This is a genomic window from Butyricimonas sp. DFI.6.44, assembly GCF_022132345.1.
GTDB lineage: Bacteria > Bacteroidota > Bacteroidia > Bacteroidales > Marinifilaceae > Butyricimonas > Butyricimonas muris.
This window is the reverse complement of the sequence record NZ_JAKNJD010000010.1, coordinates 232135-250506: the sequence shown is the minus strand read 5'-3', so window position 1 is coordinate 250506 and position 18372 is coordinate 232135. Positions and strand designations below refer to the sequence as shown.

At 43.4% G+C, this 18372-nt stretch carries 12 protein-coding genes; all 12 read right to left on the bottom strand.

Translation table 11 applies throughout. The features are described from left to right. Window positions 1-4: 4 nt before the first annotated feature. Complete coding sequence (locus L0M98_RS15275; RefSeq protein WP_227216704.1) at window positions 5-1168, bottom strand: efflux RND transporter periplasmic adaptor subunit; 1164 nt, start codon at window positions 1166-1168, stop codon at window positions 5-7. A gap of 14 nt (window positions 1169-1182) precedes the next feature. Continuing rightward, on the bottom strand, window positions 1183-2550 hold the full coding sequence (locus tag L0M98_RS15270) for a TolC family protein (RefSeq protein WP_227216705.1): 1368 nt from the start codon (window positions 2548-2550) through the stop codon (window positions 1183-1185). A gap of 43 nt (window positions 2551-2593) precedes the next feature. Beyond that, window positions 2594-3718, bottom strand: coding sequence for a TlpA disulfide reductase family protein (locus L0M98_RS15265; RefSeq protein ID WP_227216706.1), 1125 nt, complete (start codon window positions 3716-3718; stop codon window positions 2594-2596). A 33-nt stretch (window positions 3719-3751) separates the two neighbouring features. Beyond that, window positions 3752-6070, bottom strand: coding sequence for a Gldg family protein (locus tag L0M98_RS15260; protein ID WP_227216707.1), 2319 nt, complete (start codon window positions 6068-6070; stop codon window positions 3752-3754). 15 nt (window positions 6071-6085) lie between these two features. Next, window positions 6086-7012, bottom strand: coding sequence for an ABC transporter ATP-binding protein (locus tag L0M98_RS15255; RefSeq protein WP_227216708.1), 927 nt, complete (start codon window positions 7010-7012; stop codon window positions 6086-6088). A 22-nt stretch (window positions 7013-7034) separates the two neighbouring features. Then, complete coding sequence (locus tag L0M98_RS15250) at window positions 7035-9329, bottom strand: Gldg family protein (RefSeq protein WP_227216709.1); 2295 nt, start codon at window positions 9327-9329, stop codon at window positions 7035-7037. Between the two features lie 21 nt (window positions 9330-9350). Next, window positions 9351-10277 (bottom strand): ABC transporter ATP-binding protein, encoded by a 927-nt coding sequence (locus L0M98_RS15245; RefSeq protein WP_227216820.1) that lies wholly within the window; start codon window positions 10275-10277, stop codon window positions 9351-9353. A 95-nt stretch (window positions 10278-10372) separates the two neighbouring features. Then, entirely contained in the window at window positions 10373-11326 is a 954-nt protein-coding gene (locus L0M98_RS15240; RefSeq protein ID WP_227216710.1) for a hypothetical protein, read from the bottom strand. Window positions 11327-11342: 16 nt separating this feature from the next. Beyond that, entirely contained in the window at window positions 11343-12851 is a 1509-nt protein-coding gene (locus L0M98_RS15235) for a RagB/SusD family nutrient uptake outer membrane protein (RefSeq protein WP_227216711.1), read from the bottom strand. Between the two features lie 16 nt (window positions 12852-12867). Then, the gene (locus tag L0M98_RS15230; protein ID WP_227216712.1) at window positions 12868-16350 is read right to left on the bottom strand and encodes a SusC/RagA family TonB-linked outer membrane protein; all 3483 of its coding nucleotides are present in this window, start codon (window positions 16348-16350) and stop codon (window positions 12868-12870) included. A 155-nt stretch (window positions 16351-16505) separates the two neighbouring features. After that, window positions 16506-17660, bottom strand: a complete 1155-nt coding sequence (locus L0M98_RS15225) for a FecR family protein (protein WP_227216713.1) — start codon at window positions 17658-17660, stop codon at window positions 16506-16508. Between the two features lie 83 nt (window positions 17661-17743). Beyond that, complete coding sequence (locus tag L0M98_RS15220) at window positions 17744-18319, bottom strand: RNA polymerase sigma factor (RefSeq protein ID WP_099294140.1); 576 nt, start codon at window positions 18317-18319, stop codon at window positions 17744-17746. Window positions 18320-18372: the final 53 nt, after the last annotated feature.

Sequence of the window (18372 nt, the reverse complement as noted above, 5' to 3'; positions counted from 1 at the left end):
ACGACTAATGTGGCCGCTGTCCGGTCATGTTAGGCATCAAGGGATTTCCACCCGGCTTCGACTTTATGGATTCAGTTGCTTTAGCGGGTAAATGTATCCCGGTAATCACCTTCTCACCCGTTTGCAAACCCTCCGTGACTTCCGTGTAAATTCCATCCGAGATCCCGGTAAGCACGTTTTTACTTTTTAATCCCTCGGCCGTCTGTATCCAAACAGATTTTCTCCCTGCCGTTCCGGCTTGTACCACTATTTCCACCGTTTCTTCTTCCGGCTGGAAACGCAGGGCACGCAAGGGAATCATCAAAACATTCGTCTTCTCGTGCGTCAACACCGTGATACTCGCCGTCAAACCCGGTTTCAATTTCAAATCCGGATTCGGCGCGTCAATCACCACCTCGTAAGTAACCACGTTCGACGTCACGATCGGTTCCAAACGCACCTGCGTCACGGAACCCTCGAAATGTTCGTCCGGGAAGGCGTCCACGGTGAAGATCACTTTCTGCCCCTCTTTCACCTGACCGATATCAGCCTCGTCAACGTCGGCAATTACCCGCATCTTTCGCAAATCATTCGCTATCACGAATAACTTCGGCGTGTTGAACATCGCCGCCACCGTCTGCCCCTCGTCCACCGCTCGGGAAATAACCACCCCGTCTATCGGCGAGTATATCATGCAATAGTTCAAGTTTGTTTTTGCTTTCAACAAATCAGAACGAGATTTCTCTAAAGTTCGACGAGCTTTTTCATATTGATATTCGGCAGTTTCGTAATCTGAATCGCTAACCAGATTCTTGGCGTGCAATCCCGCCAGACGCTCGTGATTTTTCTTCTGGTAGTCATACTCGTTCTGGTTGGAATAATGGGTTGCCAACTGTGACTCGTATTCCGATTCCAGCACGGTTTTATCCAGTTCAGCGATAAGCTGTCCCTTTTTCACTTCCGAATTATAATCCGCGAGAATACGGGCTATCGTGCCGGAAACCTGTGTCCCGACTTCTACCTGCGTGATCGGCTCTATCGTACCGGTGGCAGTAACAGTATTACGAATATCCCCTTTTTTAACCTCGAACACCTCGTAATTCACCGTTTCTTTCTCTCTCGGCCGAAAGGAGAAAAACAACAAAATACTCCCCACTACAATCGCTATTATAATAACTATCTTTTTCATTTTCAATTATTTTATTATATATCAATCGGTTCATTCCTGTAAAAATTCAACAACTTGAAAGCGAGAACCGCTTGGTATTTCGCTTGTATCTGTTCCTGCAACGCGGACAGGTAATTGTTCTTCTCCACCAGCAAATCAACCGGGTTCTTCATCCCCGCATCAAATTCCTCCTGTACCTGCCGGTAACTCGTGTAAGCCGATTTTACCCGTTGATTAGCTGCCATGTACCGGCTTTGGGCGGCAACAACATCTTGATGTAATGATTCCACCGTTTGCAACAAATTTTTACGGGTATTCTGCTCGTCTAAACGTGACTGTTCGGTTTGAAGTCTTGCTTTTGAAACATTCAAACGAGCTTTCTTCCGGTTCGTGATCGGGATACTGATATTAATCCCGATGTTCTCAACCAAACGATCGTCTATTTGAGAGAAATAGGAACCGCTACCCTTGGAATCGTACCCGGTGGAAACGGAAGCCGAGAGAGAGAGACTCGGCAAGTAATCCCCCCGGGCTATCTTTTCACCCACGATTGCCGACTCTACGTTCAACTGGCTGCTTTTCACCTCCGGCATCAGCCGTAAGGCTTCCCGATAAACATCCTGAAGACCGGGAATCAAGACAAGCACGCTTTCCTCGTCCAGTTCCGGGAACACCACATCAAATTCCTCTTCCGGATCCAGTTCTAAAAGTTGCTTTAATTGCAACTTGGAAAAAGCCAAATCGTTCTCGGCTTGTACTACCCGGTATTGGTCACTGCTGTACTGCGATTCCATTTGCGCGAAATCGCTCGCGCTGATAGAACCCGCGTCAAGCAAGGCTTTCGACCGTGCCAGTTGCTCACCGGAACTTTCCAGCGTCTGCCTGTCCGTTTTTAAAGTCTCGTTCGCGTACAGGATTTGCAGGTACGCCTTCGTCACCGATATCTCGATATCGTTTTGGGCGACAAGCACATCCTGTGTCACGGCTTTTTCCAACAGCTCTTGCTGCCGGATGGAACGGGAGAGTTTCCCCCCTTGGTAGAGAGTCATGTTCCCGCTGAGCGAGTAACTACCCGTGTAGGCACTTGACGATTTCAACGTCCCGTTTGTACCCGCCTTTTTCTGGTGTCCCCAACCTTGAGTTGAAGAAAAATCAAGCGACGGCAGACGTTGAGCTTTCGCCCGGGAAGATTCGACCAAAGTATTTTCCAATGATACCCGGGCATACTCTACTTGGAGATTATGCTCTCTGGCGTGCTCGATACATGCACGCAAAGACCATGTCTTTCGTTGTGACATCCCGTCCAACGTACTCGAAACAAGGATACACGTGCACGCTAAAAACACGACACCCCCTCTTTTCACGCTTTTCAAACGTGAATAAACATCATCTAACATTCTCATAAATAAATCTTTGAAGTTTATCTTACACAAGCACGAATGCTTGTCACTCGTTTTTCAATAACTCTTCTATTTTCTTTTCCAATTCTTTGCCTCGTAAATTCTTGGCTACAATCCGATTATTTTCATCCAACAAGATCGTACAAGGTACACTTCTCACTTTATATAATTGCACGACTGACGATTTCCAACCTTTCAGCTCAGCCCCATGTTTCCATCTCAACCCATCCTTTCGAATTGCATCCGTCCACTCTTTTTTATCGAAATCCAAGGATATTCCCAGAATTTCTAATCCCTTACCTCGAAATTTATTATAAATTTTCACGACATTAGGATTCTCCTGCCTGCAAGGACCACACCATGAAGCCCAAAAATCAATTAACTTGACTTTCCCGTCCAAAGCATAAAGAGATATACTCTCCCCGTCCGGCGTCGTAATCTCAAAATCCGGGGCTAACGCACCTATCACAACCCGCTCCTGTTCCGCGACATAATCCGCAACAATTCTTCCATATTCCGTTTTTTTCCCTTGTTCTCCCAACAGCATAAATTTCTCCCGCAACAACTCGTAATTCAAATGTTTTTTCAATGACACAAGCATAAAATTCTCAAAATGCATCGTATTCATCGCTGTATAGATCACAAAAGCCGACACGTAAGCATCCGGATTTGCCTTAATCAATTCATTTTCCTTTATATGCCACTCCAAGAGCAATTGATCGAGATCATCCAGAAGCTGTTTCATAACCCTCTCATCTTTACTTTCTTTTGCGGCATAATATTCTTTAGTCAGCAAATCTTCCTTCCGAGTCATTGCCGAAGAAATTGCTTGAAAACAGTTATACAATTTCTGAGCCTCCCCACCTTCGATACTTATATTCCCTTTCTCTCCACGAACAATAAACTGCCCCTTTTCAAGCATAAACTTCTGTTCCCCTTGTCCGGCGATCACCAAATCTGCCATGACTATGCCACTCTCTTTCCCTCGTAACTCAAAACTTCCTTTTTCCATTCTCGCAACCGCCAGAGTGTCCCACTCGTTCCCGTTGGGTTTCAAAATAAAAATATTTCCATCGGTAAAACCTTTCAGCGTACCGGAAATGGTAAATTCCTCCTGTCCGCGACAGACCAATGATACAAAACATATTATAAATAAAAATATCACTCTCATAAACACTCATTTTTTATACGATGAATCCATAAACTATCTTCCCCTCCTTCTGATCCAAAAGAAAAGCCCCATCCCCAAGAAAAATAAAGGATAAAGAATCATCAGACCTGTCCTCAATACTTTAAAACTCGTTTTATTAATATGAACAACCGTATCGGTCGTCATTGATCTTCTGGTATCTACCGGCATCTCATTATGAGAAAGATAATGATACGTCCCATGTAACAAAGTCACACCACCACAACGTTGACTGTCTCCGTTACTGATACAATCGGAATCTCCCATAATAACCACCCGTTGTTCCCGTTCTCCCAGTTTACGGGACAAAGCGACTGCCGTATAGTATTCCTTAGCCACCTCGCCCGCCGCCGGGTTGTATTTCAACGGTTCATCTTCATAATTTAATGACTCCAATTCATTCCACACTCGATATGATCGGTTTTCTCTCTTTTTCAATTCGTTCGCCAGCGTGTCCGTTTTCAATATCGGTGTCATTACAAATCCTTTCGGTTCAACCATCTCAATACCGGTCGTTGTCGGCATCAGTGCGTAAGACAAAGAACCGTAATGATAACTTAACGTTGCCGCTTCCCCGGTCATTAAACAAAACAACTCTTCCGGACGTTGTTCCGGTTTCCGATGTTGTACCAACACACCTTCGGTCAATTCGACACCAAACAAATCCTTCAAAAACAAATTCATCACCTCGCGACGTCTAGGCTCTGCCAAAATAAATAAATTTCCACCTCGATCCACGTAATTTTTCAATGCCCCCAATTCCTTTTCCGAAAAAGGTTCCCGCATGTCAGCTATGGTCAATACATTGATATCCGCGGGGATCTCCTGATGCAAATCCACTTCCTCCACATCGAATCCTTGATTTATCATTCCCAAGCGGGCATATTTTACCGTAAAATACCGATCATACCCCCGCAGAGAAGAATCATAAATAGAACGCATTCCGTATCCTGTCACGAATCCGATCTTGGGTAACGGGGAAGCCACCCGTTTCAAAGCGGCACTAATTTCCGATTCATGAGGGAATATATCCATCGGATCATCAAACGTACGCAACCAAGTCTTTTGCCCGTTCTCCCGAACAATCTGCCAAACAAAAGTTCGTTCACCAGTCAGATCCAGCATTTTTCTTATCTCCTCGGGAGTCTTCAAACGAGTACTATCCATACCTGTATCTTCACAAACTTTTTTAGCCAATTCCCACATACTCTTTCCCTTGTTCTCCTTGAATAAACGACATCCCCCGTCAGCCTCCGTAATCGTATCGTAATAATAAATAACTTTCAATTTTGTCTCCGGTTTAAACCGTTCATAACGTTCAAAAATCCTCCGGTTCCGTTGGATAAAACGGGGAAAAGCGTAACTATAATAATTTGGGTCCAGCACGTTGACATAAGCCGTGATAAACAGATCCCCATCCAATTGTTCGACAATACGCAGGCTCTCCTCCGTCAACGTATTCCATTTGGTTGAAGAAGTATCATAATAAGCCATTAATTTCGGACGGGAAGAGAAATATCCCAACAAGCATGCTATCAGTATGACAACAATATTTTTCCCCATAGTTACCGAAAACTTTATCTTTTGCCGCACGGCATTTAAACGAATGATTGTCAATGCCAGAAACAAAGCTGTTACCAAAGGGAAATACAATACATCTTCACTACATATCATACCCATTATAAACGTGTTTACCCGTCCGTTGATACACAACCAGTAGGTGACATCCCGAACAAAATCATATTCTTGCCACCATCCCCCGATCAAACTCAAGAACATCAACACGATAAACGTCCCGACAGCCGCAACAAACTGATAAGAAGTCAGACTGGATACAAAAATTCCCACGGCGGCATAGGTACACGTCAACAAAAAAAGTCCGAGCAAACCGGTCAAAACCACCGCCCACTCGAAGTCCTGCACGGTACACCATGCCACGATCACGTAAACGCTTAACATCAAGCACATCACAAACGCGAATCCCACCATCGAAAAAAACTTTCCCAAGATAATCTGCGTGTTCGACACGGGAGAAGAGTACAGCAATTTGATTGATCCGCTACTTAATTCCTTACTGACTAACCCCATCGTCAACAACGGGATGTAAAAGTATAGGTAAGCGGAAACCTGCCCCCACAAGGCTCTCACGAACAAAGAAAAAGAAACCATAAATTGGACTCCGCTCCCGAACTCGTTACTTTTCATGTAATTGTGGTAATTCCCCACGAAAACCATCCCCGCTTGAATCGTGAATACAACCAACAAAAACCATGCGACAGGCGAAAAGAATAACAACTGCAATTCCTTTTTCGCTATTTTCCATATCATTTTCATAATTGACATTTTAATTTATTGAACACTCTGGGACAATTCAGCAAAAATTCTCTCTAAAGAACTCTTCTCCAACCGGATTTCAGTCATCGCCCAATGTTGGGTTGCACTCCGTGCAATCAATCGGTCCATCACCTCCTGAGCTTGGGTAAAATAAATTCTGAAAGAAGCACTCCCTATTTCTTCCACCTCTTTCACCCCTTCAATCTCTAACAACTCGCTTACCGAGGGTGCATTTCTAAGGGTAACTAAAAGTGTATCAGGATCGATATAATTATCAAACTCCTCTACGGTACCGGAAAAAACTAACTTCCCCTGTCCAATCATCAAAATATGATCACAAATAGCTTGTATCTCTTTCAAGATATGAGTGGAAAGAATCACCGTACAATCTTTAGCGATCGTCTTGATCAAATTTCTGATTTCAAGTATTTGATTGGGATCCAGTCCATTCGTCGGTTCATCAAATATCACCAAAGCCGGTTTATGAACAAGAGCTTGAGCAATGCTCACGCGTTGCTGGTATCCCCCGGAAAGATTTTTAATCAACCGATTCCGGAAATGCGTAATATCACACAAGGCCAACACCCGTTCCACGGCTTCCTTCACCTTCCTTTGCGGTATATGCCGCAAATCGGCAGCGTAAGATAAATACTCTTCCACCGTTATGTCATTATACAAAGGAGGTTGTTGAGGCATGAAACCGATATGCTTTTTAGCCTCTATCGGATGTTCACGCGTATTCACGCCATTAATGAACACGTCCCCCTTGGTCTGGCGCAATACTCCACATAATATATTCATTAAAGTAGACTTGCCCGCCCCATTGGAACCCAACATCCCGTATATCCCGTTGCGGGGTATCTCGAAACTAATATCATTAACAGCCCATTGCACGGTATAACGATGAGAAACATGTTCTACTTTTACAATACAATCTTCCATAACACCTTAATATTAAACTAATTTACCTGCTTTTTCTTCTCACCCACATGAAAATACCTCCCAACACCACGAGCACGGGAATACCCCAACGGATACCCCAACGAATCACTGAATACCCTCTTACCGACAAACATACGCTGTTATCCTTTGCTCTCGGACGGCGAACATCTATCGGGGCTTTATTGTAAGACATCCAGTAACAACCTCCCAATAACAAATACGTGTTATTATTAGATACGCCTCTCTTGGCTGTAAACTCGTTGTTGGCAAACACATCCGCATCACCGGATATAATTATTCTTTGCTCTTTTCCGGCGACCATTCTCGTCAACCCGACAACTGTCGAAAACTCTTTCGAAATCTCCCCTATTGAAGGATTAAAACGAATAGTATCATCCACGAAGTCGGTCGTTTCAAGTTCCGTCCAACAAGGAGTGAGCGTATCGGTCTGCAAGATCGGAAACATATCATACCCTTTATCCTCGACTTGCTCCACTCCCGCAGCCGTGGGCATAACCTGATTTGAACGGTTCAAATAATACATTTTCCTTTTAGCCTCCCCGGTCGGCAAACAGAAAAGTACATTAGACGGTAATGCTTTATTCCGAATATCATTCTGTGCTAACATCGGGGTTAATTCCACGCCGAACAATTTCCGCAACATCGGGTTCTGCATTTCCCTCCGCCGGGGTTCTCCCAAAAAGAACAAATTCCCACCCCGATCCAGATAAGCCTGCAAAACAGCTTCCTCCGTTTCGGAAAAAACATCTCTCGGATCCGCGATAATCATTATATCAACATCTTCCGGCACCTCCCGCTCCAAGGTAATCTCCATGACATCAAACCCTTGATTCCAAACGGACAACTGCACTTTCCTGTTACTGGCAATAAACTGATAGCCATAAGGAGTCCTGTCATACATCCCTCGCTCCGTGTGCCCCGTAACAAATCCGATTTTAGGCAAAGGCATCACCATTCGTTTGAAAGCCACCGTGATTTCCGCTTCCATCGGTTGTCGGGAAATACCTTCATTATAAGTCCGCAACCAGTCTTTTTGCCCGTTATCCCGGACAATCTGACGGATAAACGTGTATCCCTCTTCTGACAGGTCAACCATTTGATCAATCTCCTCCCTCGTCTTTAAACGATTGCTATCCAAGTCATACTGTTCACAAATCCGAATCGCTTTCGCCCGGGTGACCGTACCGTCACGATCTTCTTTCCTTTTATCCTCATCCGGCTCTGCATAATAATAAACCGTTTTCAATTTAATATCCGGCTTGAACCGGGTATAATTACGGAAATAACGTATATTCTCCATAATAAAATCCGGATATTTATATTCCCAATAACTTGGGTCCAGAATATTCACGTACGCGGTAATCGTCATCCCCCCTTTCACTTCTTTCACCACCTCTTGACTGGCGGGCGTCAACGTATTTTCTTTCGTACTGGTAGCATCGTAATACACGGTCAACGCCGGCTGCGACGAGCCATACGCCACGAGCGCGACAATCCCCAGCACTATCGCGTTTTTACCCAAGGTAATCACGAAACGTTGCTTTTGCCGAATCGCGTTTAACCGAATTACCGCCAGAGCCAGAAATGTGGCACTAACAACAGGAAAATAAAGTAAATCCTCACTACACAACATGCCGTTCAAAAATGTATCGGCACGCCCGTTAATCGACAACCAGTAAGTAATCTCCCGAACAAAATCATATTGCTGACCGAATCTACCGATCATACTCAATAACATCAATACCATAAACGTACCGACAGCCGCGATAATCTGGTAAGAAGTCAAACTCGATACGAACAAACCGACAGCCAAATAAGTACATGTCAACAGGAACAATCCTAACAAACCGCTCCACACCAGACCTCCTTCAAAATTTTCAATCGTTCCCCACCCTATTAAGGCATATAGCACCAGTACCCCCATCATGATCATCCCGTAAAAAACCAACGCGAAATATTTCCCGAGTATGATCTGTGTGCTACTGATCGGAGAGGAATACAACAACCGGCTAGAACCACTGTTAAACTCCTTACTTACAATCCCCATTGTCAATAAAGGAATATAAAAATACAGAAAACCCTGCACGTAATACCATATCCCGTTCTGGTTCACGAAAAGAGATTTTGTGGCATCCCACACGCCCCCGTACTCTTTCATGGAATACATGAGATAATCAAACATATAGATATACTGCATCCCGCTCTGCACGGCAAAACACAACAACAAAAGCCACGCTATCGGTGAAAAGAAAAGCATTCGTAATTCAGCCCGTGCTATTTTATATATAATACCCATAATTTTCTTCTTTAATTTTGACTAACGTTTCTTTTTAGACAATTCGGCAAAAACATGATCAAGAGAAATTTTCTCCAACCTCATCTCACACATATGCCAACAATTAGCGGCAGCCTCTTCCACGAGATGCTCCATCACCTCGTTAGCATCGGAAAAACGTATCCGGTAACGATTCTTTTCCACGTGTTCCACCTGCAACACTCCCGGTATATGCTTCAATTTATCCCCGGGTATTTCCTCCGTGAAATCTACATATATCGTGCTGGGAAGAATATAATTATCAAAATCATTCACGCTACCGGTAAACACGACCTGTCCCGCGTCAATCATAAAAATATAATCACAAATAGCCTGCACCTCCGACAATATATGGGTTGAAAGGATGACCGTATGTTCCTCCGCGATTCCTTTAATCAATCGACGGATATCCAGTATCTGGTTCGGGTCCAATCCATTGGTAGGTTCATCAAAAATAACGATATCCGGCTTATGAATAATCGCCTGCGCTATTCCCACGCGTTGCTGATACCCTCCGGAAAGATTCTTGATCAACCGTTTCCGGAAATGAGATATAGCACATAACCCCATAACATCGGACACGGCCTCTTTCACTTCCCTATCGGGAACACATCGCAACTCGGCGGCATGAGTCAAATACTCCTCCACGGTTAATTCATCATACAAAGGCGGTTTCTGGGGTAAAAAACCGATATGACATTTTACCCCCGTGGGATCTCTCGTTATATCCGTTCCTTTGACCAGCACAACGCCTTCCGTGGGTTTTATCACACCACATATAATATTCATGATAGTAGACTTTCCGGCACCGTTGGAACCCAACAAACCGTATATCCCCTTTTGAGTAATCTCAAAATTAACATCCCGCACCGCCCACTGGACATCATAACGATGCGACAAATGTTCCACTTTTATTATAGCATCTTCCAACATACATAAAAATTTACATACAACACTCTCTAAATGTTATCCCGACGGACAACCGCCCTCCGGGATAACACGATCATTTAAACAAAAACACTCGTCTAATCCAGAACCGGATACTGCAATTTACCCGTATCGATCCTCAAACTTTTCAAATAACGTATCACGATTTCATATTTCCTCCCGCACAGCCCGTTCACGTCCCGCTCCTCTGGATTCAAAGCTCCTACCCACGAAGGCCGCGAATCTCCGTCCAGACTTTTATCCGGAGAATTTTTCAAAGTTGCCATATTATAAGCGGCCAACTTTATATACGAGGCAAAATCTGCCTTTTGAGATTCCTCCTCATCCCCATCCACCAACACATCCATGATATACCCTTGTTCAAAAAGATCATCTCCCCTAAGATATTCGTACCAATAATCCGATACTTCAAAAAATTCCTCGGGAGCGGTAAGTACTCCTTTCACTCCCAAATATTCCAAGAAAGTTGCATTCAACGAAGTTTGCAAATCACACTTATCATCCATCGTCATCTCCTCCATCTGCTTGCTTGCTCCGTTTACCGCTATAAAATCATAGCCCCGATATGTCCATATAGCTGTCGAATCATACCCAGGAAGCCAAGCCCCAGCAACCGGATCATAGGTTACGGCATATTTCGTTTCGTACAAATCTCGACACAACAACATCTTCAACGGGAAATGCTTCAACAATTCATCAGGATAAATCTCCATAAAGACCTTTCCGAGCAAATCAACCTGTTTACCGACATAATCCGGATCTCCCGGACGTCCTAAACATTTCCCTTTCCAAACATCCAGATTAGGATTATCCCATATCGTATTATTCCAATAAATATCTCTGTCCGTAAATACATACAACGGGTAAAAACCGTACTTATTATGCCATTCGTGCAAAATCTCATCATAATCATGCCCAACTCCCAATGCGTACGTCAACTCCTGCTTATCATCTACCACAATATCGTCTTCATCATAACATCCTATAACGGACAACCATACTAATCCTAAAAAAATATACTTCATTTTCATAACATATCTTCATTCATTAATATTGATTCTGTTTCAATGTAGGACATCTATCAATCTCCTTACGGGGTATCGGCAACAAATAACGCTTATCCTCCTTCATTAAGGTGTAAGTAGTCCCTTCACCTGTGGTATTATCCACGAAAACATGCTTGATTTCCGGCATTCCCTGACGTTTCAAATCAAACCAACGGTGATTACCTTCGCCACACAATTCCCTCCGACGCTCTCTCCAACAAAAACTCAACAACTCTTCCGCACTCGCAAAATCAGACATTTTCTTCTCAACATATCCCTCGTAAAAACGATTATACCGTAAAGTATTCAAATCTTCCAATGCTTTCTCTGCATCGCTCGTGTTACCAGATTTCAAATACTTCTGACAATACGCTTCAGCGCGGCTAATATACATCTCTCCCGTACGAATACCACCATTATACGCTAACGATGACATACGACCTTTATCCACCCACGTACACATTGAACGCATTCCACCAGAGGGCCATACCTTCATATTCCCTCCCTTTAAATAAGCATTTAGGTTATTTTTCCAATCCCCGCGTATATCTACTACTCCTCTATCCACATCTTGCTGGAATACAGCGATCAAATCATTCGATGGAGTATACGGTGCTACATCTCCCCATGTATTATAACTATTCTCCGCATCCCAAGACATTCCCCACAAAATCTCTGTGGGACAAACATCTACATAAACCGAGAAAGAAGACCACGGGTTTACTTGTTGCTTACTCAAATTCAATAATTCCGGTCTCATTTTCAACACCTTATTAGCATACCTCACCACGTTATCCCAATCTCCCATATATACGTACATTCTAGTCAGCAAAGCGTATCCCGCCGCAGCATTCAAACGATTAAAATAAAACTCCATAGTATTTTCCTCCATCAACTGAATCCCCTTTAACAAGTCCTTCTCTATTTGCTCGTACACCTCCGCTACCGTATTACGCGTGAACAACTCTTCCGTCACCCCGGAAATCAACTTCAATGGCACACCTAAATTTTCCACCGGATCACCGTAATTATAAGCCCACCCGAAACAATTCACCAAAAACATATAATAATACCCCCTCAACACGTGAGCTTCACCAATAATATGCTCCCGTTTCCTCTCATCCCCCTGCATATTAGGCATATATTCAATAACCAAATTACACCCTTTTATACGCTCGTAAGGAATCTTCCAGAAACTCAAATCTTCATAACCACAAGATTCGTCAAACATATCTCTTTCCCAGCGGAAACGAGGAGCCAAATCCTTCTTTCGTTGATCCTTACTATCAATAACGGCATTATTCATCATATCATCCGAGAAAATATCCGTACCGTAATTGAATAACAAACCATCAGCCTTTGAAAAATAAGCGTCCCCCAGTAAAATTTTCTCCATATCCGTCACGGTAGAAGGACGCACTTCATCCTGACTCTTCTCTTCCAAAAAACCATCACACCCACTTAAAAACAGTGAGACAAATCCCAATATCAGCAGTGTACTTATTTTCATACTCGTTATTATTAATTTAGAAACTTACACTAACACCCAAAGATACAGTTGTGGACAAAGGTTGACTTCCCAACGCCACTTCTGGATCTCGTCCCATAAAATCCTTACTCACAATCTCAAAAGGATTCGTAATCGAACAATTCACACTCAAATTTTGTAATATACTCGGCAACCTCTTGTTTGGCACCGTGTAAGACAGAGCGATATTACTACACTTCAAAAACCACGCATCCACCACGCGAGCTGTCGAGTAACCATACATTTCGTAAGGATAAAACTCCTTATCTCCAAACGTCATCTGTTTTGCACTAGTCACCTTGTCTGGTAACGAAGGTACACTTGTTTTCTTCTCATCTCCCGGTTGACGCCACCGTTTTATCCATTCTTTCGACATATTCTCGTATTCACTGGGTATACCATCATACGTAGAAGTCATAATCGGTGCCAAAAATTGTTGATTTCCCAAACTCAAGTAAAAACTCGTTGATAACGTAAATGTCTTGTAACTAACATTCAACGACAATCCGGCTGTAAAATCCGGTTCCATCTTACCGGCATAATCCATGTAAAGAGTAGCATCCCTCGAAGCATCTTCCAACTCTGCCCCTTCCATATCAAACAACGGTCCCCCATGCACCGGATCCAAACCAACAAAACGGAAAGCCCAAAAACTGGAAACAGGATACCCCTTTTGATTCAAATTTCCACTCACCGCCTCATCCCAAGCTCCAGTGGGATCAATCTTGGACTTCACCTCATTATACACTTTACCGGTAGTTAAACCAACCGATACCGTCAAATCCTTCGTCCTAACAGGAATAAAACTAACACCCAAATCCCATCCTGAATTTGTCATCTCACCTCCATTTATTGGACGTGCCTCTACTCCATTCACGTAAGGAACCTCCCGGTTTACAATCATATCTTTCGTTTTTTTCCTATAATAATCGAAGCTCCCGTGAATTTTATTGCTAAATAAACTGTAATCGATACCCAATGTCAAATTCTGCACCTTCTCCCATTTCAAATCAGGAGCTGGTAAATTCTCTACCGTCAAAACATATCCGTCCGAATCCGACACGTTAATCTTAGCAATTAAATCCGGACTTACGCTCGTGACAACATTTCCTTGCCAGCCATAAGAAAAACGAAATACCATGTCACTCAACAAATTCTGATGCTCCAAGAAATGCTCGCTACCTAAATTCCATCTGGCACCAACCGACCAAATCGGTAAATAACGGGTACTCTTATCCTGCCCGAACCGGTTCGACGCATCCATTCTCACACTAGCATTCAACGCATAACGATTGTCGTACATGTAACTCAACGTCCCGTAAAACGACATGTAATTCTCCTCCGTATCCTTAACCTTTGGGGCATTTCTTACCAAACTATTAGCTGTCCCATTTATCGTTATCGGGATATTCACGAACAACTTTCCCCGGCTATGCAAATAACCGTACTCCTTCTTTTCGAATCCATCTTGTTTCACGCTTCTCATCTCTTGTCCCGCAGCAACACTCACCGAATGCACCTTGTTAAACACTTTCGTGAAATCAATCTGGTTTCTCATCGTCCAATTCACATTCTTATTTTGCGTCGAATTCAACTCACCCCCATGAGGCAATCCCGATTGCTTGTACTTATCCGTACCTTCCGCATACTCCTCGAAATTATAACCCCTCAATTTGGAAATATAATGTGATTGCTCCGTGTACCACGAATTCCCCGTAGAGTTAGAAACACTGTAACCTAACGAAAAATTATAACTCAAACCATCGATAATAGCCCATCGCAAAGCTAAACTAGAATTAAACGTAGACAAAGCATTCTTATTTCCACTCTGCTCCAATTCATTCACAATATTATATAAAAATCTATCCCCTTCATGCTTATAATAAAAAAGACTTCCGTCCTCGTTATAACATTTAATCGCCCGATTCGTCTTGCTAGCATAAGAATACGGGTCTTCCCCCACGAAAGCATTTGTTTCTGCATAACTGGCGCCTAATGCAAAATTAACAGACAAACAATCCCACATAATTGTTCCAGCCGAAATATTTGCCATATACTGAAGCTGGTCATTTCCTTTCGCCGTGTTATTCACATCACTAATCCCGATAGAAGCGTGATAAGTTGATTTATCCGAACCTCCGGATATACTCACCGTATGATTATGGCTAAAAGCATTACGGAACAAAATATCAAAATAATCCGTGTTATTCTTTTCCAATTCCTTGGCTCCCTTTGTAAACTCATCCAACGAAATCTGTTGTTTCTTGTAAGCGAGAGCCAAAGCGGTATAGCCAATATCATAATTTCCTCCATCCGCCAAAACCAATCCTTTCTCGTAAGCCTCTCTTGACACCGCCACTCGCTCTTGGGAATTCATCAATTCCAACCTGTTATAAGTCATCCGGGGAGTAACCGACATATTACCGGTATAACTTACAGACATCCGCCCCGCTTTTCCCTTCTTCGTGGAAATCACGATCACGCCGTTCGCCGCCTTCACGCCGTAAATAGCCGTTGACACGGCATCTTTCAGCACCGTGACCGTTTCAATATCATTCGGGTTCAACCAAGAAATCGCGCCTCCCACAAAGTTCCTGATCATATCCATGTTATCTTGATTCAGATTATTAAAATCATTCGACTTAAATGGCAGGGGATCTTCCTGAATAATACCGTCCACCACCCATACCGGCTCGGCATTCCCCAGCAAAGTGGAAGTACCCCTCACTCTCACCCGTTGCCGGGTTCCCGTCAAACCGCTTCTATTCATCACCATCATACCCGGCACCTTCCCTTGCAACGCCTGTTCCAACGTCTGCGAACCGTTCAACAACAAATCTTCCGCTTTCACCGTACTGATCGAGCCCGCTTGTGAACGCTTCTTCAACGTTTGGTACCCCGTGACAACAACCTCATCTATATTCTTGGCATCCTCCTTCAAGACAACATCAATCGTATCTCTCCCGTTATATTGCACCACCTTGGTTTCCATACCCACGAAAGAAAACACCAATGCCGCACTGCGCGTCGTGTCGAGCAAATATATCCTGTAAAACCCACGGGCATCCGTGGCTGTACCCACGTTCAACCCTTTCAGTTGCACGGTCACACCCGGCAGAGGATTCTTTACTTCATCCCGAACCACCCCGACCACAAACTTCTGCTTGGGTTGCTTCTTTTCCTCCGCTTTCTTGATAATAACCGTTCCCTCTTGGAAAACAAACACTAATCCCATCGGACTCAAAGTTTCCTGCAAAACAAGCCGTAACTCCTTATCCCTCGCGTACACGTTTACCCGGTCAATACTCTCTATCAGATTGGCATTATAAAGAAAATTTATTCCCGTCTGCTGCTGAACAGTTTTCAGAAACTCCTTTACGCTCACCTGCTCCAGTTCCAGCGTAACTTTCACATCTTGCGAGAAACTACTCGCGGACAATTTTACACTGAAAAAGAATATAAACAAAATCTTCCACTTCATAACATTCAAAATTTTTCGATGCCGACATAGCAATGGTTTTCGAATTGTTTGTTCGATACGTTTTTTTTCCATAAATTGCGAATTATTTAATTAGTAATAAAATTGCGGAAAGCAAGGAGATCAGTCCTAGGAAAACGAAATCTCCCCTTTCCGTTTCATTTTTTATACAACATTATATTCTTACCTTCTATTTTATAACTCAACTCTCCCGTACTTTCCAGCAATTTCAAGAAAGTATTGATCTTATCATATCGTTTTATATACCCCGTGAAAGGTAACGCACCCAATTCCGGTTGCACGAACACGACCTTAACCCCGTACCAACGCTCCAGATCACGCATGATCTCCTCCAAAGAACGACGGTCAAACACGTACGTCCCGTTCTTCCACCCCACGTACTCGTCCACATCCACTTCCCGTTTTCGAACCTCCCCCGTTACCGTGACAACAACCTGTTCTCCCGGTTCCAGTACAACACTGTCCCGTCCCCGGTAAAGCACCTTACCGGATACCAGCGTGGTCAACATACCTTCTTTTTCAAAAAAACGAACACCGAAAGAAGTCCCCAACACCCGGACATCCCCCTCGCTCGTGTGAACGATAAAAGGACTGCTCCCCGGTTTCACCTCAAAATAGGCCTCTCCCTCCAGCTCCACTTTCCGCTCGTCCCCCGTGAAATGAGTCGGGTATCTCAACCTTGTATCTGCATTCAACCACACTTTAGAACCATCCGCAAGCGTCACCATACTCTCCCCTCCCACGGGAACCATCAGCGTATTGTACACGGCCTCTTCCGGCTCCTCCCCGGCAGAATAAGCCAAAGCACCGTTATCATACTTGATCTGTGCCCCGTTCTTATCTTGAAATACTTTTTTATCACCCGTCACACGCACCGTATCCCCGGAACCCAAAAGCAAATAAGCCTTATTCCTCTCGGGAAATATATCCGGAACCGTGGCGAACAAATTCTGTTTTACATTCTTCTTCAAAGAAGGCAACCACGTGAACACCATATTTACCGCAAGAAGAATGGCTGCCGCCGAGACTCCTATAGCTACATATTGTCGTAATTTCCTGTATTTGCGTACTTTTCGAAGACGTTTGAACTCCGAAAATCCCCGTTGACAAGAAAACAAATCCCCGTTCCTCACACTTTCCCGTGCCAAATCTCCCCGTTCGAGTTCTTCCCAAACATGTCGCAATTGCTCGTTTTCCAACAACCGTTCCAACTCCTCCCGTTCCCCCGGGGTTAAAATCCCGCCATACGATTTCCTAAACAGTTCAATAATATAACTAAATTCATTTTCCATACATACCTGTATTTTACATTTTGTCTATATAATGCATGGAAACGAATTTGGTACGCAAAAAAAAGTGACATTTTTTGATTATTCTAAAAATAAGATTCGAACAAAATAGCGTAAAGCAATGATATATAATAAGATTGCGACAATCTTTCCCGCAAATATTTAAAACTTCTATTCTTCTGCGATTTCACCGTGTGCACGCTAATATTCAATTTTTCCGCAATCTCGTTACCGGACATACCTTCCAAACTTAACTTCAGAATCTTCTGCGCCTCTTTAGGTAACTCCTCTATATACACGTGCAATTGCCGAATCAACTCTTCCCGAATAGTCAATATAAAATCCGCCTCAGGCATAACAACCTCTTCCTGTTCCAAATTTTGCAGCAACTTCCGGTGAAGGTTCTTTGTTCGCAAATGACACATTGCATTCGTGTACACGGACTTATACACGTACCATGTAAATTCTTTCATGGTCGCGAATTTATTGTCAGATTCCCAAATTTTGACACATGTTTCTTGAACTACATCCTCGGCATCGGAAGGGATACGCAAAAATCTATTGGCATAAGAACATAACGCCACATAATAATCGGAATAAAAAGCCCTCCAGCCCTTATCTTCCCGCTGATTCAATTCCTGCAAATAATTCTTCTCGTGCATAGTACACACCAATTAATAATATCACAAATATAAGAAAAAACTATTACTCCGTC

Excerpts from the sequence above, each read along its gene's own strand:
- L0M98_RS15275 (WP_227216704.1), bottom strand. The coding sequence starts at position 1,168 with ATGAAAAAGATAGTTATTATAATAGCGATTGTAGTGGGGAGTATTTTG.
- L0M98_RS15270 (WP_227216705.1), bottom strand. The coding sequence starts at position 2,550 with ATGAGAATGTTAGATGATGTTTATTCACGTTTGAAAAGCGTGAAAAGA.
- L0M98_RS15265 (WP_227216706.1), bottom strand. The coding sequence starts at position 3,718 with ATGAGAGTGATATTTTTATTTATAATATGTTTTGTATCATTGGTCTGT.
- L0M98_RS15260 (WP_227216707.1), bottom strand. The coding sequence starts at position 6,070 with ATGAAAATGATATGGAAAATAGCGAAAAAGGAATTGCAGTTGTTATTC.
- L0M98_RS15255 (WP_227216708.1), bottom strand. The coding sequence starts at position 7,012 with ATGGAAGATTGTATTGTAAAAGTAGAACATGTTTCTCATCGTTATACC.
- L0M98_RS15250 (WP_227216709.1), bottom strand. The coding sequence starts at position 9,329 with ATGGGTATTATATATAAAATAGCACGGGCTGAATTACGAATGCTTTTC.
- L0M98_RS15240 (WP_227216710.1), bottom strand. The coding sequence starts at position 11,326 with ATGAAAATGAAGTATATTTTTTTAGGATTAGTATGGTTGTCCGTTATA.
- L0M98_RS15235 (WP_227216711.1), bottom strand. The coding sequence starts at position 12,851 with ATGAAAATAAGTACACTGCTGATATTGGGATTTGTCTCACTGTTTTTA.
- L0M98_RS15230 (WP_227216712.1), bottom strand. The coding sequence starts at position 16,350 with ATGAAGTGGAAGATTTTGTTTATATTCTTTTTCAGTGTAAAATTGTCC.
- L0M98_RS15225 (WP_227216713.1), bottom strand. The coding sequence starts at position 17,660 with ATGGAAAATGAATTTAGTTATATTATTGAACTGTTTAGGAAATCGTAT.
- L0M98_RS15220 (WP_099294140.1), bottom strand. The coding sequence starts at position 18,319 with ATGCACGAGAAGAATTATTTGCAGGAATTGAATCAGCGGGAAGATAAG.